Raw genomic sequence first — 21,181 nt, 5'->3', positions numbered from 1 at the left:
TTCCCCGCTCACGCGGGGATTTTTTTGTGCATGTGCCGCTAGGGTGGTGAATCGCGCAGCCTTGGCCACGCGTAGCCCGATCACTCGGTGCAACCGCGCGGACACGCTTGCGGCTTGGTCCGCTTTACGGTTGCTCGGCATCGATGGCTTGCTGTACCTGGCGGTAAAAGGTCAAACGGTCCTTGCCCTGGGTGCCGCCTTGCCTGTCGGTGGCCTGCGGCCAGTTACCGTTGGCGGCGATGACCAGCTGGCGGTTCGGGTCGATAAAGATGCTTTGCCCGAAAATGCCCTGGGCCATGTAGGCGCCGTCGTCGAGGGTCCACCACTGATAGCCGTAGCCGCGGCCCGGCACGCCGATATCCACCTGTTTGTGGGTAGCCTCGGTGATCCAGCCCTCGGGCAGTACCTGCTTTCCGCCGGCGATACCGCCGCCGAGCATGAACAGGCCGAAGCGGGCGTAGTCCCGGGTGGCGGCCTGCACGCAACAGCCGCTGATTTCATGGCCGGTGGAGCCGAGCAGCCAGGTGGCGTCCTGTTGCATGCCAAAGGGTTTCCAGATCTTTTCCGACAGATACTCAGCCAGCGGCTTGTTGGCGGCCGAGCTGGCAAGCACGCCAATCAGGTTGGTCTCGCCGGTTTTGTACACCCATTTGGTGCCGGGCTCGGCCTCGGCCTGCAGCTGGCGCATATAACTGACGGTCACGTCCATACCGGGCTCGGCAGTGTGCGAGTTGAAGCGGGCTACGTCCGAGTTCGGGTCGGCGTAATCCTCGTTCCATGCCACGCCCGAGGTCATGGTAAGCAGCTGGGCTATGGTCACGTTGTCGTACGCCGAGCCCTTGAGGTCCGGTATATAGTCCGACACCATGTCGTCGATACTTTTGATGTAACCGTCCTGAATCGCGGCGCCGACCAGCGTCGAGGTAAATGACTTGGCGACCGAGAAACTGGTCCAGCGTCCATCGGGGCCAAAGTCCATGGCGTACTTTTCGAGCCGTACCTTGCCGTCGTGCACGATGATCAGTGCAGCGGCGCGCTGGGAGTCCATGTAGGCATCTACGTCCACACCCACATCCAGCGGTGCGCCGTTGGGCAGGGGGTATACGTTGTCACCCGCCTCGATTACCCGGGAGTCGCTCAGAACCGGCAGGCGATCCAGCGCCCTGAAACCGGCATCGCGCTGATCGTCGGACCAGAACAGCACATTGGTGCTGGTTGGCAGGTTCAGCGCCAGTCGGCGCATATCCTGGTCGGCCGTGACCCAGAAAACGCCGCAGGCGATTGCCAGCAGCACAATGATCGAAAGAATCCCTTTCTTCATGCGTGTACTCCATCTTTTATTGTTGTGGGCATAACTTACGGGAGTTGCGTGCAGGATGGGGGATTGCGCCGGCTGCATAAGCCCGCGTGATTCGGCAGCCGTCGCTTGCTAAATACCTGTGTGCGGCAGCCGAACTGGCCGCAACGGGGTCAGTCCTGCGGCGCCTTGGCTATCAACTCGCGCTGCACGCGCACCGCCGTGCGCTTGGGCCGCACTTCCAGACCACGGCCTTCCAGGTGCGCGCGGGTAAAGGCGGCACCAAACAGCAGGATCATCGAGGAATAGTTCACCCAGAGCAGCAGCAGGGCCAGCGAGCCGGCAGCGCCATAGGCCGACGCGGTAGCCGAGTAGGCAAGATAGAGTGCAATCAGGGAGCGACCGGCGGCGAACAGTACTGCTGTAATAAAGGCGCCTACCAGCACATCACGCCACGACAGCAGCACATCCGGCAGAATCTTGAACATCGCCGCAAACAGCAGCGTGGTCAACGCCAGAGACAGGCAAAACTCCATCGCCACCATGGCCGGTGCCGGAACGGGCAGCCAGCTGTCGGCAAAGGCCATTACTGCACTGAAGGCGACAGACAGCGTCAGCGACACCAGCAGAATAAAACCGATAGCCAGAATCAGGGTCAGCGACAGCAGGCGACTTTTGATCAACAGCCAAAGGTTGTTACGCGACGGGCGCGGTGCCACGCCCCAGATCTGGTTCAGCGACTGCTGCATCTTGCCGAACACCGTGGTTGCACCAACGATGGTGGCCAGAATGCCAATCAACGCCGGCCAGATGCCGCTCTGATCTATCTGCGAATTGGCCACCGCCGTTTGAATAACCCCCGCCGCCTCAGGCCCGATAGTGCCCTCAAGCTGCGCAAATAGCTGCCCCTCTACCGCGCGCTCACCCAACACAAACCCCACCAGCGCCACGACCACCACCAGCACCGGCGCAATGGAAAACACCGTGAAAAACGCCAGAGCCGCGGCATAGATAAAGGCCTGGCTTTCCAGCCAGTTCTGCACCGCGGAGCGGAAAATATCGAACCAGTGTCTGATCATAGGGCGCTACTGCCGTGGGAACCGAAAGCCATTGTCGAGAAAGCCTTATGTCGCTGTTGTTTTGTGGGTCAGGGGCATTGTAGACATGCGCGGCGGATTGGGGCCAGCGGCAGGGGGCCAGGATGCCGACTTTGCACAGCCAGCACTATCGCTGTTAGTAGTCTTTGGCTTGGGTGTCGGCTGGCATGGCCCAGAGGTGGGCGGCGACCAGGGCTTTCCAGGAGCCGAACTGGGCGAGCCATTGTTGGGTAAAGGCTTGGTCCGGTGCTTCGGGCAGGTTGAGCAGTGCGCCGAGTCGTTTGCGCACGACGACGTCGCCGTGCATGGAGCCGTCGAGTACGCCGTAGCCGCGCAGCAGGATATAGCTCTGGGTCCAGGGGCCGATGCCTTTGATGCTGGCGAGGCCTTCGGCAATAGCTGCGGCGGGTGACGGGGTGGTGGCGGACCAGGTGTCCAATGGCAACTGGTTGCTTTCTACTGCCTTGGCCAGGCGTATCAGGGTGGCGGCTTTGCTGGCGGACAGGCCGCAGCTGCGCACGTCGTCTGGTGTCGCGCCCAGCAGTGCGTCGGGTTGGGGGTGGCAATGCATGCCGTTGGCCAGTGGCGTACCCAGTGCGCGAATAACGCGGCGGCGTACGGAGATGGCGGCATCGACGCTGATCATCTGGCCGATGACCGCCCAGCAGGCGGCTTCAAACGGGCTGGCGCTCTGCGGCATGCGCAGGCCGGGTGTTTGCCTGAGTAGTCGGGCGATCTCGGGGTGCGCGCCGTGGGCAATGCGCAGGCCGTCGATATCCTGATTCAGGCCGAGCAGGTTGCGCAGGTAATGCAGGAGCGCAGTGGTGTCGGGTTCTGCAATCGACAGCTGGGCCAGCACGCTGCCGGGTTCGCTGAAATCCAGTTGCAGCAGGGTGGGGTGGCCTTGCCAGTGCAGGGCCTTTTCGATGCGCTGGCCTGTTGTGCGTTCCGAGACCTGCTCGCGGTCACGGGCGTAGAAGCGCTGCACATCGGCATGACGATAGTCTGCGGGCAGGGTGAGGCGCAGTGCGGTACCGGCTTCAGTCATCCTTTGGGCCCTGCGCCTCGCGTTGCAGGAGCGCGCGTTTGCGTTCTACGCCCCAGCGATAACCAGACAGACTGCCGTCGCTGCGGACAATACGGTGGCAGGGCACGACGATAGCCAGCGGGTTGGCAGCGCAGGCGCCGGCTACCGCCCTTGCGGCGCTGGGCGAGCCCATGGCCTCGGCCAGCTCGGAGTAGCTTCGGGTCTGGCCGGGCGGGATGGCTTGCAGCGCCTGCCAGACGCGACGTTGAAAGGCGGTGCCGCGAATGTCCAGCGGCAGCTGCTGCGCCTGGTGTGGTGACTCGATCAGCGCGACCACGGCGCCCAGCTGGTCGCCAAGGCCCTTATCGGGCGTGCACTGGGCTTTCGGAAAGCGTGCTCGCAGATCGGCTTCCAGCAGGGTGTCATCATCGCCCAGCAGGATCGAGCAGATGCCCTGTGCGCTGAGGGCGACCAGCACGCGGCCGAGCGGGCAGGGGCCGATGGCAAAACCGATCTGCTGCCTGGAGCCGCCCTGACGATAATCCGCCGCAGGCATACCGAGTTCACGGGGGGCTTCAGCGTAGAAGTGGCTGGTCGAGCCAAACCCCGCAGCGAAAGCGGCGTTTGTTGCTGTCGGGGCGTCGGCCAGCTGTTGATGCAGACGTTTTTGCCGCACAGCGCGGGCGTACTCTTTGGGTGTTACGCCGGTTTCCCTGCGGAATTCACGTTGCAGGTGCCAGCGACTCAGCCCGGCTGCTTCGGCCAGTTGCTGCAACGTGGGCGCCTGCTCGGCCTGCTCAATCAGGCGGCATAAGCGGGTAACGCGCGCCTGCCGTTCGGCGTTGGGTTCTCCATCCGGTTTGCAGCGCAGGCAGGGCCGAAAGCCTGCTGCGCGGGCCTCGGCGGTGTTGGTAAATAAACGCAGGTTTTCCGCCTTTGCCTGACGGGACGGGCAGCTTGGTCGGCAATACACGCCCGTGGTGATGACCGCGTAGATAAAGCTGCCATCTGCGGCGGCATCGCGGGCCTGGATCTGCTGCAGGCGCTGCCGGGTCAGACTGTCTGGAGGTGTATGGATCATTGCCGTGTCTCGCCGGGGTGTCTGCTATCGATGTTGCCTGCGGCAGATCGGGGCTGCATCCGGTATCTTGCTACTGAATCGGCAGCCGGTCATCATCGGCTGCTGTGTCATTTGCCGGATGGGTTTTGCTCCATGGTGCCGAAACGCTTACGTTCGATCAATGATGTTGATGCCGCCCGCTGGGACGCGCTACTCGCGGCAGACTACCCGTTTCTGTGCCACGGCTTTCTGCGCGCACTGGAAGAAAGCGGAGCGGTATGCGCGGCCTCTGGCTGGGAGCCTGCACACCGGGTGGTCGAGCAGGACGGTGAGCTGCTGGCACTGATGCCGCTGTATCGCAAAAGCCACTCCTGGGGTGAGTACGTGTTCGACTGGCAGTGGGCCGAAGCCTGGGAACGGGCGGGGCAGCGCTATTACCCGAAATACCTCAGTGCGGCGCCGTTTTCACCGGTGCAGGGGCCGCGTTTGATTGCGCGGGATCCGGCGGCGGCCGGTGCGCTGCTTGGCGGGCTGGATGCCGAGTTGCAGGCCGGTGAGGTGTCCAGCCTGCATCTGCTGTTCAATCTTGGCAGCGAGAACGATCTGTTGCAGGAGCATGGCTGGCTGCAGCGCCTGGGTTGCCAGTTTCACTGGTACAACCGGGGCTATCAGTGCTTCGACGACTTTCTGGCCGCCTGCAACTCGCGCAAGCGCAAGAACTTTCGCAAGGAGCGGCAGGCGATTCGCGATCAGGGCGTCGAGTTCCGCTGGCTGACCGGCGAGCAGCTGGATGAGGCGGTCTGGCGGCAGTTCTACCCGTTTTACGCGGCGACCTATTACAAGCGCGGACAGGAGCCCTATCTGCCGCCTGAGTTTTTTATCTTGTTGAACCGTTACTGCCAGGCCAGCGTTCGCCTGCTGTTTGCCATGCAGGGTGAGCGGCCAGTCGCCGGCGCGTTGTTTCTCGTCGGTGGCGACACCCTGTATGGGCGTTACTGGGGCTGCCTTGAGGAGTTTGACCGCCTGCACTTTGAGACCTGTTTCTATCAGGGTATGGAGCGCTGTATTGCTGAAGGGCTAAAGCGGTTTGATGCCGGGGCGCAGGGTGAGCACAAGCTGGTGCGCGGCTTTGAGCCGGTGTTGACACAGTCATGGCACAAGCTGCAGCCGGGCCTGCATGGGGCGGTAGCGGATTTTTTGCTGCGCGAGCGCGCGGGAGTGAAAGCCTATCAGCAGGAGGCAATCAGCTACCTGCCATTCCGGCAGGCAGCTGAGTAGCGAGCTTACTCGGCGCCGTCTTCCAGGCGGGTGGCGCTGATGATGGTGACCGGGTTGACCGGGACGTTCTGGTGCCCGCTGCGGCTGGTGGTGGGTACCTTGCCGATGGTTTCAACAACCTGTTCACCGCTGACGACCTTGCCGAACACGGCATAGCCGAAGTCGCGTGAGCCGTGGTCGAGGAAATCGTTGTTATCCAGATTGATGAAGAACTGGCTGGTGGCGCTGTCGACTACGCCGGTGCGGGCCATGGCTAGGGTGTAGCGCAGATTGCGCAGGCCGTTGTCGGCTTCGTTCTTGATCGGGTTGCCGGTTTCACGCTGACGCATGTTGCTGTCGAAGCCGCCGGTCTGAATCATGAAGCCCGGGATCACACGGTGGAAAATCACGCCGTCGTAGTGGCCTGCTTCGACATAACGCAGGAAGTTGGCGGCGCTGATGGGTGCCTGCTCCTCGTTCAGCTCGACAACGATGTCGCCGAGGTTGGTGGTCAGTTGCACACGCGGGTTTTCGGCCAGCGCGGTGCTGCTGAGCAGCAGCAGGGTAGTGGCACCAATCAGGTGTTTGAGCATGGTTTGACTCCGTGGTCAGAGGGTGGAAAGGCCTGCCTGGGCAGGCTCTGTCGTTGTTGTTACGCGGCTGCTGTCGACCTGGCTCAGGAAATTCAGCAACAGCGTGTTGAAAGCGTCGGGTTGGTCAACCGGGGTAGCGTGCCGTGAATCGGCAATCACCTCAAGCCTGGCGTCGCCCATGCGACTGACGTATTCGCGCTTGAGTTCAACCGGGGTGTAATCCTGATCGGCGCTGACGACCAGCACCGGGCAACTGATACGGTCCAGCTGGTTACTGACGCCCCAGCCGACAATCGCCCGCAGTGACGCCAGATAGCTGCGTCGATGGTTGGCGGTCCAGCGCTGGATGAATGTTTGCCGATGGTTCACCTGCTCAGGCTTGGGGAACAGCAGGCGAGAGAGCCCCTTGGCGATGGTCGACATCGGTAATACGTGGGCGAAAAACAGGCGCTTGCCGGCCATCCATAGTTCCGCCGGGCGACGGGGGATGACCTCGGGTGCGCTATTGACGATGGTCAGACTGGCCGGCACCTCAGGAGCGTCCGTGGCGAGTTGAAAGGCGATCATGCCGCCCATCGACAGGCCGACGATGTGCGGCTTTTCCAGCCCCATTGCCTCGATGAAGGCCAGACAGTCCCGGGCGAACTGGGCTATCGAGTAGCCCTTGCCGGTTTTGTCGGTGCCGCCGTGGCCACGCATATCCAGGCATAGCACGCGGTAATGGGCGCTGAGCGCGGGTATCTGGTATTCCCAGTCCTGCTCGCTGGAACCAAGACCGTGCAGCAAGAGTACCGGCTGGCCCGAGCCCTGGTCGGTGTAATGGAATTCACAGTCGTTCAGTCGGATCTGTGGCATGGACGGCGTCCCTGACGAATAGAGATGGCATTCTATGCATGGACGTCCTGCCAATTGAAGTGCTGCATCAGTCTGTCATCGAATGTTCAATGATCAGGTCGGCAAGAATGCGCGTGGCCGGGCCGACCGGGCGGTCCTTGTTGGCGTACAGGAACAGTGGTACCGAGCGGTTGGCGCCTTTCTCCAGCGGCAAGGCTTTCAGTTTGCCGTCGTTGATCAGGTGGCGTATCTCGTGGCAGGGCAGCCAGGCAAAGCCCAGGCCGCTGGCGACCATACGGGCGGCGGTGCCCAGACTGGCTACCGTCCAGCGTTGCTCGGCGCCAAGCCAGCCGGAATCCCTGGGCTTGTGCTGCCCCGAGTCGCGGATAACGATCTGCAGGTGGCCTTGCAGATCGTCATGGGTCAGGCTGCGCTGCAATTGGTGCAGCGGATGCTCGGGGTGGGCAACCGCGACGAAGTCGACCGAGTTGAGCTGTTGCGGCAGGAAGCCGGCGATGCTGAGCCCGGAAATGGCCAGGTCGGCGGAGCCATCAAGCAGGCAATCTTCCACGCCGGAGAGCACCTCCTCGCGCAGTTGCACCCGGCAGCCACGGCTTTGGGGCATGAACGCGCGCAGGGCACTGGCCAGCCGCTCGGTAGGGTAGGCGGCATCGACTACCAGACGCACTTCCGGCTCCCAGCCCAGCTCCATCTCGGTGGCCAGCATTTCCAGCTGACTGGCCTGTGACAGCAACTGGCGGGAGCGCCTGAGCAGCACCGTGCCGGCCTCGGTCAGCACCGCCTTGCGGCCCTCAATGGTCAGCAGCGGCACGCCCAGTTGTTCCTGCATGCGCGCTACCGTGTAGCTGACCGAGGACTGTGAGCGGTGCAGCGCCTCTGCTGCCTGGGCAAAGCCGCCGTGGTCGATGACCGCCTGCAGGGTGCGCCATTGTTCGAGGGTTACACGTGGTGCTTTCATCTTGCCATCCTCTGCCGTATCGTATTCGAGCGTGTTCGTTTCGGGGCACGCCCGACGCTTGCACGCGTCGTGCATCTGTATTGCCGCAAGGAGTTTTCGATGCGTTCTCTCGTCTCCGCCAGCGCACTGACCTGCCTGTTACTGCCCGCAGCTGCCCAGGCCTTTCCAATCGATCTGGAAGCGCATCTCGATGGGGTGACCATCGAAACCCGGACCACGGACATCAGTAATATCGCAACAGTGACGCTGCGTAATGCCGGGGCTAACACGGCTCTGTGCGAGGCGACGTTCGTCAACGGCCCGGAACGGCCCGCGCCGCGCCGGGTGCGGCTGGCCGCAGGGGAGAGCACGGTGGTCAGTCAGTCTTTCCAGCGGGCTATCACTCGCGTCAGGGTCGATGTGCGCTGCAGTGTAAACTGAATATATCAATTTAGCCGATTGGTATTAGCGCATTTTTGCGCTTTTTTATCTTTTTATTGGTTCTATCATGGCGCCATCCTTTACCGAAAGATGGAGTCGAGCCATGAAAAAGATCCTTGTAGTGCAATCCAGTGCCCGTCAGGAAGGGTCGCTGACCCGCGAATACACTGCGCAGCTGGTGCGCCAGATTGAAGCGGCCAACCCCGGTTCCTGGGTGGTGACCCGTGACTTGGGCGCTGAGCCGATCCCCCACCTTGACGGCACCCTGCTTGGCGGCTGGATGAAGCCAGCCGAGGAACAGACTGAGGAGGAGCGGGCGGCCGCTGCCCGGTCGGGACAGTTGATCGATGAGTTGCTTGCCAGCGATATCGTCGTGATTGGCTCTTCCATGTACAACTTCGGCATTACCTCTACCTTGAAAAGCTGGTTCGACCACGTTTTGCTGGCCGGGCGCACCTTCAAGTACACCGAAAATGGACCTGTAGGTCTGGCAGGTGATCGCAAGGTCTATGTGGTGACCGCCCGTGGTGGCCGCTATGCCGGTACGCCGATCGACTTCCAGGAGCCCTACATTCGTCAGTTGCTGGGCTTTATCGGCATTCTGGATGTGGAATTCGTCAACGTTGAAGGTCAGGCGTTGGGCGAGGAAGAGGCTGCCAAGGGCCGCGCTGAAGCGGATCAGGCTTTGGCTGCCATCGCCTGATAAAACGCAGGCAATAAAAAACCCGGCAATCAGCCGGGTTTTTTAATTTGGCTCCGCGACCTGGACTCGAACCAGGGACCCAATGATTAACAGTCATTTGCTCTACCGACTGAGCTATCGCGGAATGGACGCTGCGCACTTTACCAAAAAAATGATGGAAGTCAACGCCTTGAAGCCAATTGATCAATCAGGCGTGAAACTCACGCCTTCATGACCGCAGCCATTGCCTGGGCAACGGCGTCGATGTTGCTGTTATTCAGCGCCGCGACACAGATGCGGCCGCTGCCAACAGCGTAGATGCCGAACTCGTCTGCCAGGCGTGCCACCTGCTCCTTGCTCAGGCCGGAGAAGGAGAACATGCCACGCTGGCGCTGAATGAAGCTGACGTCCTGTTCGACGCCGGCTTCCTGCAGCTTCTGAACCAGGGCTGCGCGCATGTCGCGGATACGGTCACGCATCTCGGCCAGTTCTTCTTCCCACAGGGCATACAGCTCAGGGTTGGTGAGCACCGCTGCAACTACCTTGGCACCGTGGGTCGGCGGGTTGGAGTAGTTGGTGCGGATAACGCGCTTGAGCTGCGACAGCACCGGTGCAGTTTCTTCCTTGCTGGCGGTGACCATGGTCAGGGCGCCAACGCGCTCGCCATACAGCGAGAAGGATTTGGAGAAGGAGCTGGCAACCAGGAATGGCAGACCGGACTCGGCAAACAGGCGCACGGCAACCGCGTCGTCTTCGAGATTCTCGCCGAATCCCTGATAGGCGATGTCGAGGAAGGGGACAAGTTGGCGGCGGCCAACAACGTCGATGACCTTGGCCCAGTCAGCCAGGCTCAGATCGACACCGGTCGGGTTGTGGCAGCAGGCGTGCAGAATAACCACGGTGCCTTCGGCCAGCGCTTCCAGGTCCGCCAGCATGCCGCTCAGGTTCAGACCGTTGGTTGCCGGGTCGAAGTAGGTGTAGTCGACGACATCGTAACCAGCGGCTTCGAACAGCGCGCGATGGTTTTCCCAGCTCGGATTGCTGATGGCGACGGTTCGCTTGCCGGTCAGGCGATAAAGGAAGTCAGCACCCAGTTTCAGGGCGCCGGTGCCGCCGAGCGCCTGTGCAGTAATGATGCGGCCGGAGGAGAGCAGGGCGGAGTCAGCGCCGAACAGCAGCTTTTGCACCGCCTGATCGTAGGGTGCCAGGCCGTCAATCGGCAGGTAGGCGCGGGCGGCATGTTCGGCAACGCGGGCTTCTTCGGCGGCCTGTACTGCGCGCAGCAGCGGTACCTTGCCTGACTCGTCACTGTATACCCCAACACCCAGATTGACTTTGTTCGCACGGGTATCGGCGTTGAACGCTTCGTTCAAGCCAAGGATAGGATCACGCGGGGCCAGTTCTACCGGGGAAAACAAACTCATGATATGGGCAAACTCGATACAGGTGAATGTAGGGTGTCGGGCTATGCCAGGGGACTGCACTGAAGTTGCGGATTGACGAGGGTGGGTTGCTTTGCCCCGCCATCAGGGTTCTGTCAGTGCCATCTTAGCGGCCGCTCATTATAAGGAACTGATCAGATAACTCCAATCGGGTTCCCTTCGCGTTGCGCGTCTTTTTGCCGCGAATGCGCTCTCAAGGCAGACGACAGCTTTGCTGATAGCGTCACTGCGAGGCAGTGACGGACGCGTTGGGGTTGTGTCGGGTATGATGTGCGATTGTCGTAATAGTGGGAGATCGTCGACCGTGTCTGAGTTCAATCTGCAAACCCGCTTTCAGCCCGCCGGCGATCAGCCGACAGCGATCGCTCAGCTGGTCGAGGGCCTCGAGGCAGGGCTGTCGCACCAGACCCTGTTGGGTGTGACCGGCTCCGGCAAGACCTTTACCATTGCCAATGTCATTCAGCAGATGCAGCGGCCGGCTATCATCATGGCTCCGAACAAGACCCTCGCTGCGCAGTTGTATGGCGAGTTCAAGGAGTTCTTTCCGCACAACGCGGTCGAGTACTTCGTTTCCTATTACGATTACTACCAGCCTGAAGCCTATGTGCCGTCCTCCGATACCTATATCGAGAAGGATGCCTCGATCAATGATCACATAGAGCAGATGCGGCTGTCGGCGACCAAGGCGCTGATGGAGCGCCCGGATGCCATCATCGTGGCGACGGTGTCGGCTATTTACGGCCTGGGTGATCCCGAATCCTACCTGCGGATGGTGCTGCATGTTGATCGCGGCGATCAGGTGGATCAGCGGACCTTGCTGCGCAGGCTGGCCGAGCTGCAGTACACCCGCAACGACATGGAGCTGGCCCGGGCGACTTACCGTGTGCGCGGTGATGTGATCGACATCTTTCCGGCGGAATCTGACCTCGAGGCCATTCGTATCGAACTGTTCGATGATGAGGTCGAGACGATCAGTTTCTTCGACCCGCTAACAGGTGAGGTTTTGCGTAAGGTTCCGCGCGTAACTGTTTATCCCAAAAGCCATTATGTGACGCCTCGTGAGACATTGCTTGAGGCTGTGGAACATATCAAGGTGGAGCTGGATGCGCGTCTCGCGGTACTGAAGGAGCAGAACAAACTGGTTGAAATGCAGCGGCTGGAGCAGCGTACCCGCTTTGATCTGGAGATGATTCTGGAGCTGGGTTACTGCAATGGCATCGAGAACTACTCGCGCTACCTGTCCGGTCGCGAGCCGGGTGCGCCGCCGCCAACGCTGTTTGATTATCTGCCGCAGAACGCGCTGCTGATCATCGACGAATCCCATGTGTCGGTACCGCAGGTCGGTGCGATGTACAAGGGGGACCGTTCGCGCAAGGAGACCCTGGTCGAGTATGGCTTCCGTCTGCCGTCGGCATTGGATAACCGCCCGATGCGCTTTGATGAGTGGGAGGCGATATCGCCGCAAACGATCTTTGTTTCGGCTACACCCGGCCCCTATGAAGAGGCCCATGCCGGGCGGGTGGTCGAGCAGGTGGTGCGGCCAACCGGTCTGGTTGACCCGCTGATTGAAGTACGCCCGGCGACCACCCAGGTCGACGATTTATTGTCCGAGATACGCTTGCGGGTGGATAAAGAGGAGCGGGTGCTGGTCACCACGCTGACCAAGCGCATGGCCGAGGATCTGACGGACTATCTGGGCGATCACGGTGTGCGGGTGCGCTATCTGCATTCGGACATTGATACGGTGGAGCGGGTCGAGATTATCCGTGACCTGCGTACCGGGGCCTTCGATGTGCTGGTGGGCATCAACCTGCTGCGTGAGGGTTTGGACATGCCGGAGGTGTCGCTGGTTGCCATTCTGGATGCAGATAAGGAGGGCTTTCTGCGTTCCGAACGATCGCTGATCCAGACCATCGGCCGCGCGGCGCGCAACCTGAACGGCAAGGCGATACTCTACGCCGACCGTATTACCGGGTCGATGGAGCGCGCAATCGGTGAAACTGAACGCCGCCGCGAGAAGCAGATCAACTTCAACAAGGAGCATGGCATCACCCCGCGGGGCGTTACCAAGAGCGTGGCGGATATTCTGGAGGGTGCAGTGGTGCCTGGCAGTCGCAGTGGCCGTCGTCGTCAGCAGAAGGTGGCAGAAGAGGGGGCGGGATATTCTGCGCCGCGCACACCGGGCGAAATCACCAAGCGTATCGGCGAGCTGGAAGAAAAAATGTTCCAGCACGCGCGTGATCTGGAATTCGAGTCGGCTGCCCAGTTGCGTGACCAGATCCAGAAATTGCGCGATCAACTGATGCAGGTCTGAATCGGATTCAGGGGTTTTGCTCGTTATTTGAGCGTTTTGGATAAAGAATAATCAGGTGCTGGTTGTTTGTTGATCGCCCTGCTGGCGATTCAAGCTTTTTTCAGGTTTTCAGTAACTTAGTGGTTGACAGGGTTAAGGGAGGTGCGTAAAGTTCGCCTCCATCGCAGGCACGTAGCTCAGTTGGTTAGAGCACCACCTTGACATGGTGGGGGTCGTTGGTTCGAATCCAATCGTGCCTACCAAATTAGAAACCCGGTCCCTGTGGCCGGGTTTTTTTCTTTCTGCACCGCTTCAGGTGCTTCTGCAGTAGCCCGCAAGGGCTGCCGGCAATCGTGATGCCGGTCTGACTGCGGCGAGTCGCTGGGGCGGTTCATCCATCACGTGGCCTTGCGTAGGGGTCACCACTGAGAAGGAGAGGCACATGCCCGTAATTACTCTTCCTGACGGCAGTCAGCGCGTTTTTGAAAATCCCGTTTCCGTTGCAGACGTTGCGCAGTCCATTGGTGCCGGCCTTGCCAAGGCAACCATTGCCGGCAAAGTCGATGGGCGTCTGGTCGACGCCTGTGATCTGATCGAGCGGGACGCGACCCTGCAGATCATTACAGCCAAGGACGAGGAAGGGGTCGAAATCATTCGTCACTCCTGTGCTCACCTGGTGGGTCATGCGGTCAAGCAGCTGTATCCGAGCGCCAAGATGGTTATTGGTCCGGTTATCGATGACGGCTTCTATTACGACATCTCCTTTGAGCGCCCCTTTACGCCGGAAGACATGGCCGCCATCGAAAAGCGTATGGCCGAGCTGATCGACACCAATTACGACGTGATTAAAAAGGTGACCCCGCGTGATGAGGTCATCAAGGTGTTCGAGTCCCGTGGTGAGGAGTACAAGCTGCGTCTGGTTGAGGATATGCCGGACGAAAAGGCCATGGGCCTCTACTACCACGAAGAATATGTCGACATGTGCCGCGGCCCGCACGTGCCGAACACGCGCTTTCTGAAAGCGTTCAAGCTGACCCGTATCTCCGGTGCCTACTGGCGCGGCGATGCCAAGAATGAGCAGCTGCAGCGTATCTATGGCACTGCCTGGGCGGACAAGAAGCAGCTGGCAGCCTACATCCAGCGTATGGAAGAGGCCGAGAAGCGCGATCACCGCAAGATCGGCAAGCGTCTGGACCTGTTCCACACCCAGGAAGAAGCGCCGGGCATGGTGTTCTGGCACCCCAATGGCTGGTCTATCTACCAGGTGCTTGAACAGTACATGCGCAAGGTCCAGCTGGACGCCGGTTATAAAGAGATCAAGACGCCTCAGGTGGTTGATCGCGTGCTGTGGGAGCGTTCCGGTCACTGGGAGCACTACGCGGCGAACATGTTTACCACCGAGTCGGAAAGCCGTGACTACGCGGTCAAGCCGATGAACTGCCCGTGTCACATTCAGGTCTTTAACCAGGGGTTGAAGAGCTACCGCGAGCTGCCGCTGCGTCTGGCCGAGTTCGGCTCCTGTCATCGCAATGAGCCCTCCGGTTCGCTGCACGGTCTGATGCGCGTGCGTGGCTTTACCCAGGACGATGCGCATATCTTCTGTACCGATGAGCAGGTCAAGAAGGAAGCCAGCGACTTTATCGCGCTGACGCTGCAGGTCTACCGGGATTTCGGCTTTGACGACGTTGAGCTGAAGCTGTCCACTCGTCCGGAAAGCCGGGTTGGTGATGACGCATTGTGGGATCGCGCCGAAAAAGGTCTAGAGGATGCACTTAATGAAGCGGGCCTGAAGTGGGATTTGCAGCCGGGTGAGGGCGCTTTCTACGGTCCGAAGATCGAATTCTCCCTGCGTGACTGTATCGGACGGGTCTGGCAGTGCGGTACCCTGCAGCTGGACTTCATGTTGCCAGGTCGCCTGGGCGCTCAGTACGTTGCTGAAGATGGCGTGCGCAAGACCCCGGTCATGCTGCACCGTGCGATACTCGGTTCGTTCGAGCGCTTTATCGGTATTCTGATCGAACATTACGCCGGTGACTTCCCGGCATGGCTCGCGCCGACGCAGGCGGCGGTACTGAATATCACCGATAATCAGGCCGAATTCTGCAGTGAAGTCGAGAAATCCCTTAAGGATATGGGGTATAGAGTGGTTGCGGACTTGAGAAACGAGAAGATCGGCTTTAAAATCCGCGAGCATACTTTGCACAAGACTCCCTACCTGCTGGTTGTAGGTGATCGGGAAGTCGAGTCGCACACCGTGGCCGTGCGCACGCGAGAGGGTAAAGATCTGGGTTCAATGACTGTAACCGAGTTCGCTGATTTCCTATCTCGCGCTGTGGCACAACGAGGCCGCCCGAATTCGGAGCAATAAAGATTAAACGCGAGATGAGACAAGACAAAAGAGCCGCACAACGCCCGCCGATTAACGAAAACATCACGGCGCGCGAAGTGCGCCTGATTGGAGCAGATGGCGAGCAGATCGGCATCGTATCCATTCAGGAAGCGCTGGCCGCAGCTGAAGAAGTCAAGCTGGACCTGGTTGAAATCTCTCCCGATGCGGCACCGCCCGTGTGCCGCATCATGGACTACGGCAAGCACATCTTCGAAAAGAAGAAGCAGCAAGCCGCAGCGCGCAAGAATCAGAAGCAGATTCAGATCAAGGAAATCAAGTTTCGTCCAGGGACGGAAGAGGGTGACTATCAGGTCAAGCTTCGCAACCTGATTCGTTTCCTCTCTGACGGGGACAAGGCCAAGGTATCCCTGCGATTCCGTGGTCGCGAAATGGCCCATCAGGAGCTGGGCATGGAGTTGTTGAAGCGGGTCGAAACCGACCTTGCTGAATACGGCACCGTGGAACAGCACCCGAAGATGGAAGGTCGTCAGCTGATGATGGTCATCGCCCCCAAAAAGAAAAAGTAATCTCCAGGGCAACGCCAGGCCTTGCGATTATTTGATGCACTTCAATTTGGAGTAACTGAACATGGCAAAGATGAAGACCAAAAGTGGCGCTGCCAAGCGCTTCAAGAAAACCGGGAACGGCATCAAGCACAAGCATGCTTTCAAGAGCCACATCCTGACCAAGATGAGCACCAAGCGTAAGCGTCAACTTCGCGGCACTTCGCAGCTGAACGCTGCTGACGTCCAAAAAGTCGAGCGCATGCTGCGTCTGCGTTAATCATCAAGGTTACAGGTTAGAGGAAGAAAGCAATGGCTCGTGTAAAACGTGGTGTCATGGCGCGCAAGCGTCACAAGAAAGTTCTCAAGCTGGCTAAAGGTTACTACGGCGCGCGTTCACGCGTGTTCCGCGTTGCCAAGCAAGCGGTTATCAAAGCTGGTCAGTACGCATATCGTGACCGCAAGCAGCGCAAGCGTCAGTTCCGCGCGCTGTGGATTGCCCGTATCAACGCTGGTGCTCGTCAGAACGGTCTGTCCTACAGCCGCCTGATCGCTGGCCTGAAAAAGGCGTCCGTCGAGATCGATCGTAAGGTTCTGGCCGATCTGGCCGTGAACGAAAAAGCGGCGTTTACCGCGATTGTCGAAAAAGCAAAGGCTAGCCTGGCTTAAGCCCTCGTTACGACAATCACCGCGCCTTCGGGCGCGGCTGGCAACGTCAATGATAGGGGAAGAGCCTCAAAGCTCTTCCCCTATTTTTGTTTCTGGAGTACGTGTTGATGGAAAACCTCGACGCCCTGGTCGCACAAGCACTTGAGGCAATCAAACAGGCAGCTGATGTGGCTGCGCTGGAGAATATCCGCGTTCAGTATCTTGGCAAGAAGGGCGAGCTGACCCAGGTGATGAAGACCCTGGGCAACATTCCGGCCGAGGAGCGTCCCAAGGTTGGCGCGCTGGTCAACCAGGCCAAAGAGCAGGTTCAGAGCGTGCTCAATGGACGCAAGTCCGAGATGGAAAGCGCTGCGATGAATGCCCGTCTGGCTGCCGAGCGTGTGGATGTAACGTTGCCTGGCCGTGGTCAGACTACCGGTGGTTTGCACCCGGTTACCCGCACCATGGAGCGGATTGAACAGATTTTTGCCCACGTCGGTTATACCGTCGCGGAAGGCCCGGAAGTGGAAGACGACTACCACAACTTCGAGGCGCTGAATATTCCGGGTCACCACCCGGCGCGTGCCATGCACGATACCTTCTACTTCAATGCCAACACCCTGCTGCGTACTCACACCTCGCCGGTTCAGGTACGTACCATGGAGAGCCAGCAGCCGCCGATTCGCATCATCTGTCCGGGTCGCGTGTACCGCTGCGACTCCGACCAGACCCACTCGCCGATGTTCCATCAGGTTGAAGGTCTGCTGATTGACGAGGGTGTGAGCTTTGCCGATCTGAAGGGCACCATTGAGCAGTTCCTGCGCGAGTTCTTCGAGGCTGATCTCGAAGTCCGTTTCCGCCCGTCGTTCTTCCCCTTCACCGAACCTTCCGCCGAGGTGGATATTCGCCGCCGCGTAGTCAAGAACGGTGAAGAAAAGGCCGACTGGCTGGAAGTCCTGGGTTGCGGCATGGTGCACCCGGAGGTGCTGCGCATGTCCGGTATCGACCCGGAGAAATACCAGGGGTTTGCTTTCGGGATGGGCGTCGAGCGCCTGACCATGCTGCGTTATGGCGTGGGCGATCTGCGCATTTTCTTCGACAACGATCTGCGTTTCCTTGAGCAGTTCCGTTGAGCGCCGCATCCGCAACCCTTTTGACAGCAGGAATCGATAATGAAATTCAGTGAACAGTGGCTGCGCACCTGGGTAAACCCTGACGTTTCCCGTGACGAACTGGTAGCGCGCCTGTCCATGACCGGACTCGAAGTAGACAGCGTTACCCCGGCAGCCGGTGAGTTCTCCGGCGTTGTGGTGGGCGAGATTCTCAGTGCCGAGCAGCATCCCGATGCCGACAAGCTGCGCGTATGCCGTGTCAGCAATGGCAGCGAGGAGTTCCAGGTGGTGTGCGGCGCACCCAACGCGCGCGCCGGCATCAAGATCCCGTTTGCCATGGTGGGCGCGGTACTGGGCGAAGACTTCAAGATCAAGAAGGCCAAACTGCGCGGTGTCGAATCCTTCGGCATGCTGTGCTCGGCTGCCGAGCTGCAGATTTCAGAAGACCACGACGGCCTCTATGAGCTGCCGCTTGATGCCCCTGTCGGTCAGAGCGTACGCGAGTACCTTGGCCTCGACGACGCTATCATCGAAGTCGACCTGACGCCGAACCGTGGCGATTGCTTGTCTATCGCCGGTCTGGCCCGTGAAGTAGGCGCCAACTATGGCGCCGAGGTTTGCCGTGTCAAGGTTGAGTCGATCGCAGCCGTCCATGACGAGGTGCGCCCGGTTGAGCTGGTCGCTGCTCAAGCCTGCCCGCGTTATGTGGGGCGGGTTATCCGCAACGTTGATCTGTCACGCCCAACGCCGCTGTGGATGGTTGAGCGTCTGCGTCGCAGCGATATTCGCAGTATTGATGCAGTGGTCGACATCACCAACTACGTGATGCTTGAGCTGGGACAGCCGATGCATGCCTTCGATCTGGCCGAGATCAAGGGCGGCATTCGCGTGCGCATGGCGGAAGAGGGTGAGAAGCTGGTACTGCTGGACGGCCAGGAAATCAGCCTGCGTGCAGATACCCTGGTGATTGCAGACCACGAACGCCCGCTGGCTATGGCCGGCATCATGGGTGGTGAGCACAGTGGCGTCAGCGAAAACACCCGGGACCTGTTCCTGGAGAGCGCCTTCTTCGACACCATCGCAATCGCCGGCAAGGCGCGTGGCTACAGCCTGCACACCGACTCTTCGCATCGCTTTGAGCGAGGCGTTGACTGGCAACTGCAGCGTGAGGCCATCGAGCGTGCGACTGCACTGATCCTGGAGATCGTCGGTGGTGAGCCAGGTCCGGTCATCGAGGCGGTCGAGCAGGGCGCATTGCCCTCACTCAAGCAGATCACCTTGCGCAATGACCGCATCACCCAGATGCTCGGCATGCAGATGGGTGAGGCCGACGTGGTCGGTTATCTCTCCGGTCTTGGGCTGGGCGTTACCTCGATTGGTAATGGCCAGTGGCAGATCGATGTACCCAGTCACCGCTTCGATATCAGTATCGAAGTGGATCTGATCGAAGAGCTGGCTCGCCTGTATGGTTACAACCGCCTGCCGGTCAGCGCACCGACCGCAGCCCTCAGTCTGGCTGGCAAGCCGGAGGCCCGCGGCGAGCTGACCGTGCTGCGTCGCCTGCTGGTCGCCCGTGGCTACCATGAAGCCATTACTTACAGCTTCATCGAGCCGGGCCTGAGCAAGCAGTTCGAGCCGGAGATCGAACCCCTGGCGCTGGCCAACCCGATTTCCAGTGACATGGCAGTCATGCGTCCCTCCTTGTGGCCGGGCCTGTGCAAGGCGGTGCAGTACAACCAGAATCGGCAGCAAGGCCGGGTGCGGCTGTTCGAGAGCGGCCAGCGCTTCATTCCGTGCGCAGATGGTCTGCGTCAGGAAGTCATGCTTTCCGGTATTGTTACTGGCAGCCGTCAACCTGAGGGCTGGGCGAACGGGGCAGAGAAGGTCGACTTCTTCGACGTCAAGGCTGATGTTGAAGCCATCCTGGCGCAGAGTGCCGCCGGCGTTAGCTTCCGCTTCGCACCGGTGGCCCACCCTGCGCTGCATCCTGGCCAGTCTGCCGGCATCCTCAATGGTGAAGAGCAGGTAGGCCTGATCGGAGCGCTGCACCCGCAACTGGTTGAGGATCTTGACCTCAATGGGCCGGTATTTGTGTTCGAGTTGGCATTGGCGAAGATCTGTCAGGGCGAGCTGCCGCGCTTTAGCGAATTGTCCCGCTTCCCTGAGGTCAGACGGGATGTCGCACTGGTTGTGGACCGCGAGGTATTGGCCCAGGATCTGCTCGGCGCCATTCGCCAAGCGGCCGGCGAACATCTCAAAAACCTCAGGTTGTTTGACGTGTATGAGGGCAAAGGTATTGATCCTCATAGAAAAAGCATGGCAATCGGCTTGACGTTACAGGATTCGTCACGCACTCTTACCGATGATGAGGTGAATGCTGTCATGGACAGAGTGCTGCAGTCCTTGGAGCAAGGGTTTAACGCCACGCTAAGGAAATAGGTGAAATGGGGGCTCTGACAAAAGCGGAAATGGCTGAGCGGCTGTACGAAGAGTTAGGGTTCAACAAGCGCGAAGCCAAAGAGTTGGTCGAGTTGTTTTTCGAAGAAATTCGTAACGCACTGGAAGCCAATGAACAGGTCAAGTTGTCCGGATTCGGCAACTTCGATTTGCGCGATAAACGTCAGCGCCCCGGCCGAAATCCGAAAACAGGCGAAGAGATCCCCATTACCGCCAGGCGGGTGGTGACCTTTCGCCCGGGACAAAAACTCAAGGCACGAGTAGAAGCGTATGCTGGAACCCAGCCATAACGACGAGCTGCCGGCGATCCCCGGTAAACGCTACTTCACCATTGGTGAGGTGAGCGAGTTGTGTGCAGTAAAGCCCCATGTTCTGCGCTACTGGGAACAGGAGTTTCCCCAGTTGTCGCCGGTCAAGCGTCGGGGTAACCGTCGCTACTATCAGCGTCAGGATGTGCTCATGATCCGTCAGATTCGTGCTCTGCTGTACGATCAGGGATTCACCATCGGCGGCGCACGCCAGCGCCTGTCCGGTGAAGAAGCCCGCGAAGATCTCACCCAGTACAAGCAACTGATCCGTCAGACCATTGCCGAGCTGGAGGAAGTGCTCAACGTTCTTCGGGTTCGCTGATACTGAAAAAAAACTTTCTCATTTCAGGGAGTTAATGTATTATGCGACCCGCTTCGGCAGACAAACCGAAGCATCGTCGGGGCGTAGCGCAGCCTGGTAGCGCACTTGCATGGGGTGCAAGGGGTCGAGTGTTCGAATCACTCCGTCCCGACCAATAAAATCAAGGGGTTAGATCGATATGGTCTAGCCCCTTTTTATTTGTCTGGAATTTTTGCCCCACTTTTTGCCCCACCGAATTTTGTATTATTTTTCCTTGTCTTTTCTGCTGTCCTTTTGCCTGTGTTTTCTTGGCTTTGATTCCTGACTTACTTTCGCTTTCGGCCACGCTTTCGGCCGCGCTTGCGGTTGGAGGCGGCTCCTTGCCTGTGTGGGGTAGTTCGATGGTCTTTCGTCTTTGCTTTGATTGTTTGCCTGGGCGATCGGTCCTGTTCGCATGTGGTGTTGGCCTCAAGGTTGCTTCC

Annotated in this window: 21 protein-coding genes and 3 tRNA genes; 14 read left to right on the top strand and 10 right to left on the bottom strand. The window is 59.7% G+C overall.

All coding sequences use genetic code 11. The features are described 5' to 3' along the window. Nucleotides 1-124: 124 nt before the first annotated feature. From O5O48_RS15585 to ada, 4 genes are all read right to left on the bottom strand, one after another. Nucleotides 125-1,321, bottom strand: coding sequence for a serine hydrolase domain-containing protein (locus O5O48_RS15585; RefSeq protein WP_269687545.1), 1,197 nt, complete (start codon nucleotides 1,319-1,321; stop codon nucleotides 125-127). Nucleotides 1,322-1,470: 149 nt separating this feature from the next. Continuing rightward, nucleotides 1,471-2,376 (bottom strand): YihY/virulence factor BrkB family protein, encoded by a 906-nt coding sequence (locus O5O48_RS15580; RefSeq protein WP_233049528.1) that lies wholly within the window; start codon nucleotides 2,374-2,376, stop codon nucleotides 1,471-1,473. 154 nt (nucleotides 2,377-2,530) lie between these two features. Further along, complete coding sequence (locus O5O48_RS15575; protein WP_269687544.1) at nucleotides 2,531-3,442, bottom strand: DNA-3-methyladenine glycosylase 2; 912 nt, start codon at nucleotides 3,440-3,442, stop codon at nucleotides 2,531-2,533. After that, complete coding sequence (gene ada, locus O5O48_RS15570; protein WP_269687543.1) at nucleotides 3,435-4,502, bottom strand: bifunctional DNA-binding transcriptional regulator/O6-methylguanine-DNA methyltransferase Ada; 1,068 nt, start codon at nucleotides 4,500-4,502, stop codon at nucleotides 3,435-3,437. Before ada ends, O5O48_RS15575 begins: the two co-directional genes overlap by 8 nt. A gap of 132 nt (nucleotides 4,503-4,634) precedes the next feature. On the opposite strand from ada, the gene O5O48_RS15565 reads away from it, so the two are divergent. Continuing rightward, nucleotides 4,635-5,759 carry a GNAT family N-acetyltransferase gene (locus O5O48_RS15565; RefSeq protein ID WP_269687542.1) on the top strand — a complete coding sequence of 375 codons (1,125 nt, stop codon included), beginning with the start codon at nucleotides 4,635-4,637 and terminating at the stop codon, nucleotides 5,757-5,759. Nucleotides 5,760-5,764: 5 nt separating this feature from the next. On the opposite strand, the gene O5O48_RS15560 is transcribed toward O5O48_RS15565, so the two are convergent. The 3 genes from O5O48_RS15560 to O5O48_RS15550 all read right to left on the bottom strand — a co-directional run bounded on the left by O5O48_RS15560 (nucleotide 5,765) and on the right by O5O48_RS15550 (nucleotide 8,144). Beyond that, on the bottom strand, nucleotides 5,765-6,331 hold the full coding sequence (locus O5O48_RS15560) for a peptidylprolyl isomerase (RefSeq protein ID WP_228246492.1): 567 nt from the start codon (nucleotides 6,329-6,331) through the stop codon (nucleotides 5,765-5,767). A 15-nt stretch (nucleotides 6,332-6,346) separates the two neighbouring features. Then, nucleotides 6,347-7,186, bottom strand: coding sequence for an alpha/beta fold hydrolase (locus O5O48_RS15555; protein ID WP_233049533.1), 840 nt, complete (start codon nucleotides 7,184-7,186; stop codon nucleotides 6,347-6,349). 67 nt (nucleotides 7,187-7,253) lie between these two features. Continuing rightward, on the bottom strand, nucleotides 7,254-8,144 hold the full coding sequence (locus tag O5O48_RS15550) for a LysR family transcriptional regulator (RefSeq protein WP_088275083.1): 891 nt from the start codon (nucleotides 8,142-8,144) through the stop codon (nucleotides 7,254-7,256). Nucleotides 8,145-8,243: 99 nt separating this feature from the next. Here O5O48_RS15550 and O5O48_RS15545 point away from each other — a divergent pair, with 99 nt between their 5' ends. Together O5O48_RS15545 and O5O48_RS15540 are read left to right on the top strand one after the other, a co-directional pair. Next, nucleotides 8,244-8,564 carry a 3-phosphoglycerate kinase gene (locus tag O5O48_RS15545; protein ID WP_233049534.1) on the top strand — a complete coding sequence of 107 codons (321 nt, stop codon included), beginning with the start codon at nucleotides 8,244-8,246 and terminating at the stop codon, nucleotides 8,562-8,564. Nucleotides 8,565-8,667: 103 nt separating this feature from the next. Then, nucleotides 8,668-9,267: an FMN-dependent NADH-azoreductase gene (locus tag O5O48_RS15540; RefSeq protein WP_269687541.1), complete on the top strand. Its 600-nt coding sequence runs from the start codon at nucleotides 8,668-8,670 to the stop codon at nucleotides 9,265-9,267. Between the two features lie 48 nt (nucleotides 9,268-9,315). Here the strand turns inward: O5O48_RS15540 and O5O48_RS15535 are convergent. Then, a tRNA-Asn gene (locus O5O48_RS15535) sits at nucleotides 9,316-9,391 on the bottom strand. 76 nt (nucleotides 9,392-9,467) lie between these two features. Then, nucleotides 9,468-10,670: an amino acid aminotransferase gene (locus tag O5O48_RS15530; protein ID WP_269687540.1), complete on the bottom strand. Its 1,203-nt coding sequence runs from the start codon at nucleotides 10,668-10,670 to the stop codon at nucleotides 9,468-9,470. Nucleotides 10,671-10,956: 286 nt separating this feature from the next. Between O5O48_RS15530 and uvrB the strand changes: the two genes are divergently transcribed. From uvrB to O5O48_RS15475, 11 genes are all read left to right on the top strand, one after another. Then, the gene (uvrB, locus tag O5O48_RS15525; protein ID WP_269688718.1) at nucleotides 10,957-13,002 is read left to right on the top strand and encodes an excinuclease ABC subunit UvrB; all 2,046 of its coding nucleotides are present in this window, start codon (nucleotides 10,957-10,959) and stop codon (nucleotides 13,000-13,002) included. 165 nt (nucleotides 13,003-13,167) lie between these two features. Beyond that, nucleotides 13,168-13,244 (top strand) — tRNA-Val (locus O5O48_RS15520). A 179-nt stretch (nucleotides 13,245-13,423) separates the two neighbouring features. After that, complete coding sequence (thrS, locus tag O5O48_RS15515) at nucleotides 13,424-15,349, top strand: threonine--tRNA ligase (RefSeq protein WP_269687539.1); 1,926 nt, start codon at nucleotides 13,424-13,426, stop codon at nucleotides 15,347-15,349. Then, complete coding sequence (gene infC / locus O5O48_RS15510; RefSeq protein ID WP_233049867.1) at nucleotides 15,346-15,897, top strand: translation initiation factor IF-3; 552 nt, start codon at nucleotides 15,346-15,348, stop codon at nucleotides 15,895-15,897. The genes thrS and infC overlap by 4 nt, the downstream gene beginning before the upstream one ends. A gap of 61 nt (nucleotides 15,898-15,958) precedes the next feature. After that, the gene (rpmI, locus tag O5O48_RS15505) at nucleotides 15,959-16,153 is read left to right on the top strand and encodes a 50S ribosomal protein L35 (protein ID WP_083727856.1); all 195 of its coding nucleotides are present in this window, start codon (nucleotides 15,959-15,961) and stop codon (nucleotides 16,151-16,153) included. Between the two features lie 32 nt (nucleotides 16,154-16,185). Further along, complete coding sequence (gene rplT / locus O5O48_RS15500; protein WP_083727855.1) at nucleotides 16,186-16,542, top strand: 50S ribosomal protein L20; 357 nt, start codon at nucleotides 16,186-16,188, stop codon at nucleotides 16,540-16,542. A gap of 107 nt (nucleotides 16,543-16,649) precedes the next feature. Continuing rightward, nucleotides 16,650-17,654 carry a phenylalanine--tRNA ligase subunit alpha gene (gene pheS, locus O5O48_RS15495; protein WP_228246485.1) on the top strand — a complete coding sequence of 335 codons (1,005 nt, stop codon included), beginning with the start codon at nucleotides 16,650-16,652 and terminating at the stop codon, nucleotides 17,652-17,654. 39 nt (nucleotides 17,655-17,693) lie between these two features. Further along, a complete protein-coding gene (gene pheT / locus O5O48_RS15490) occupies nucleotides 17,694-20,072 on the top strand; it encodes a phenylalanine--tRNA ligase subunit beta (RefSeq protein WP_269687538.1) in 2,379 nt (792 codons plus the stop codon). Between the two features lie 5 nt (nucleotides 20,073-20,077). After that, nucleotides 20,078-20,380: an integration host factor subunit alpha gene (ihfA, locus tag O5O48_RS15485; protein WP_088275071.1), complete on the top strand. Its 303-nt coding sequence runs from the start codon at nucleotides 20,078-20,080 to the stop codon at nucleotides 20,378-20,380. Next, nucleotides 20,361-20,720 carry a MerR family transcriptional regulator gene (locus tag O5O48_RS15480; protein WP_083727851.1) on the top strand — a complete coding sequence of 120 codons (360 nt, stop codon included), beginning with the start codon at nucleotides 20,361-20,363 and terminating at the stop codon, nucleotides 20,718-20,720. The genes ihfA and O5O48_RS15480 overlap by 20 nt, the downstream gene beginning before the upstream one ends. A 77-nt stretch (nucleotides 20,721-20,797) precedes the next feature. After that, nucleotides 20,798-20,874, top strand: a tRNA-Pro gene (locus O5O48_RS15475). A gap of 6 nt (nucleotides 20,875-20,880) precedes the next feature. Here O5O48_RS15475 and O5O48_RS15470 read toward each other — a convergent pair. After that, on the bottom strand, nucleotides 20,881-21,045 hold the full coding sequence (locus O5O48_RS15470) for a hypothetical protein (RefSeq protein ID WP_269687537.1): 165 nt from the start codon (nucleotides 21,043-21,045) through the stop codon (nucleotides 20,881-20,883). Nucleotides 21,046-21,181: the final 136 nt, after the last annotated feature.

The organism is Halopseudomonas sp. MFKK-1 (genome assembly GCF_027474385.1).
In the GTDB taxonomy this organism is placed as follows: domain Bacteria; phylum Pseudomonadota; class Gammaproteobacteria; order Pseudomonadales; family Pseudomonadaceae; genus Halopseudomonas; species Halopseudomonas aestusnigri.
Note: the sequence above shows the minus strand (reverse complement) of the source record. Positions and strands in the feature narration are given on the sequence as shown.

Excerpts from the sequence above, each read along its gene's own strand:
- O5O48_RS15575 (WP_269687544.1), bottom strand. The coding sequence starts at position 3,442 with ATGACTGAAGCCGGTACCGCACTGCGCCTCACCCTGCCCGCAGACTAT.
- O5O48_RS15550 (WP_088275083.1), bottom strand. The coding sequence starts at position 8,144 with ATGAAAGCACCACGTGTAACCCTCGAACAATGGCGCACCCTGCAGGCG.
- O5O48_RS15565 (WP_269687542.1), top strand. The coding sequence starts at position 4,635 with ATGGTGCCGAAACGCTTACGTTCGATCAATGATGTTGATGCCGCCCGC.
- thrS (WP_269687539.1), top strand. The coding sequence starts at position 13,424 with ATGCCCGTAATTACTCTTCCTGACGGCAGTCAGCGCGTTTTTGAAAAT.
- ada (WP_269687543.1), bottom strand. The coding sequence starts at position 4,502 with ATGATCCATACACCTCCAGACAGTCTGACCCGGCAGCGCCTGCAGCAG.
- rpmI (WP_083727856.1), top strand. The coding sequence starts at position 15,959 with ATGGCAAAGATGAAGACCAAAAGTGGCGCTGCCAAGCGCTTCAAGAAA.
- O5O48_RS15480 (WP_083727851.1), top strand. The coding sequence starts at position 20,361 with ATGCTGGAACCCAGCCATAACGACGAGCTGCCGGCGATCCCCGGTAAA.
- O5O48_RS15585 (WP_269687545.1), bottom strand. The coding sequence starts at position 1,321 with ATGAAGAAAGGGATTCTTTCGATCATTGTGCTGCTGGCAATCGCCTGC.
- rplT (WP_083727855.1), top strand. The coding sequence starts at position 16,186 with ATGGCTCGTGTAAAACGTGGTGTCATGGCGCGCAAGCGTCACAAGAAA.
- O5O48_RS15560 (WP_228246492.1), bottom strand. The coding sequence starts at position 6,331 with ATGCTCAAACACCTGATTGGTGCCACTACCCTGCTGCTGCTCAGCAGC.
- ihfA (WP_088275071.1), top strand. The coding sequence starts at position 20,078 with ATGGGGGCTCTGACAAAAGCGGAAATGGCTGAGCGGCTGTACGAAGAG.
- uvrB (WP_269688718.1), top strand. The coding sequence starts at position 10,957 with ATGTGCGATTGTCGTAATAGTGGGAGATCGTCGACCGTGTCTGAGTTC.
- O5O48_RS15555 (WP_233049533.1), bottom strand. The coding sequence starts at position 7,186 with ATGCCACAGATCCGACTGAACGACTGTGAATTCCATTACACCGACCAG.
- O5O48_RS15540 (WP_269687541.1), top strand. The coding sequence starts at position 8,668 with ATGAAAAAGATCCTTGTAGTGCAATCCAGTGCCCGTCAGGAAGGGTCG.
- pheS (WP_228246485.1), top strand. The coding sequence starts at position 16,650 with ATGGAAAACCTCGACGCCCTGGTCGCACAAGCACTTGAGGCAATCAAA.
- O5O48_RS15545 (WP_233049534.1), top strand. The coding sequence starts at position 8,244 with ATGCGTTCTCTCGTCTCCGCCAGCGCACTGACCTGCCTGTTACTGCCC.
- O5O48_RS15580 (WP_233049528.1), bottom strand. The coding sequence starts at position 2,376 with ATGATCAGACACTGGTTCGATATTTTCCGCTCCGCGGTGCAGAACTGG.
- O5O48_RS15530 (WP_269687540.1), bottom strand. The coding sequence starts at position 10,670 with ATGAGTTTGTTTTCCCCGGTAGAACTGGCCCCGCGTGATCCTATCCTT.
- pheT (WP_269687538.1), top strand. The coding sequence starts at position 17,694 with ATGAAATTCAGTGAACAGTGGCTGCGCACCTGGGTAAACCCTGACGTT.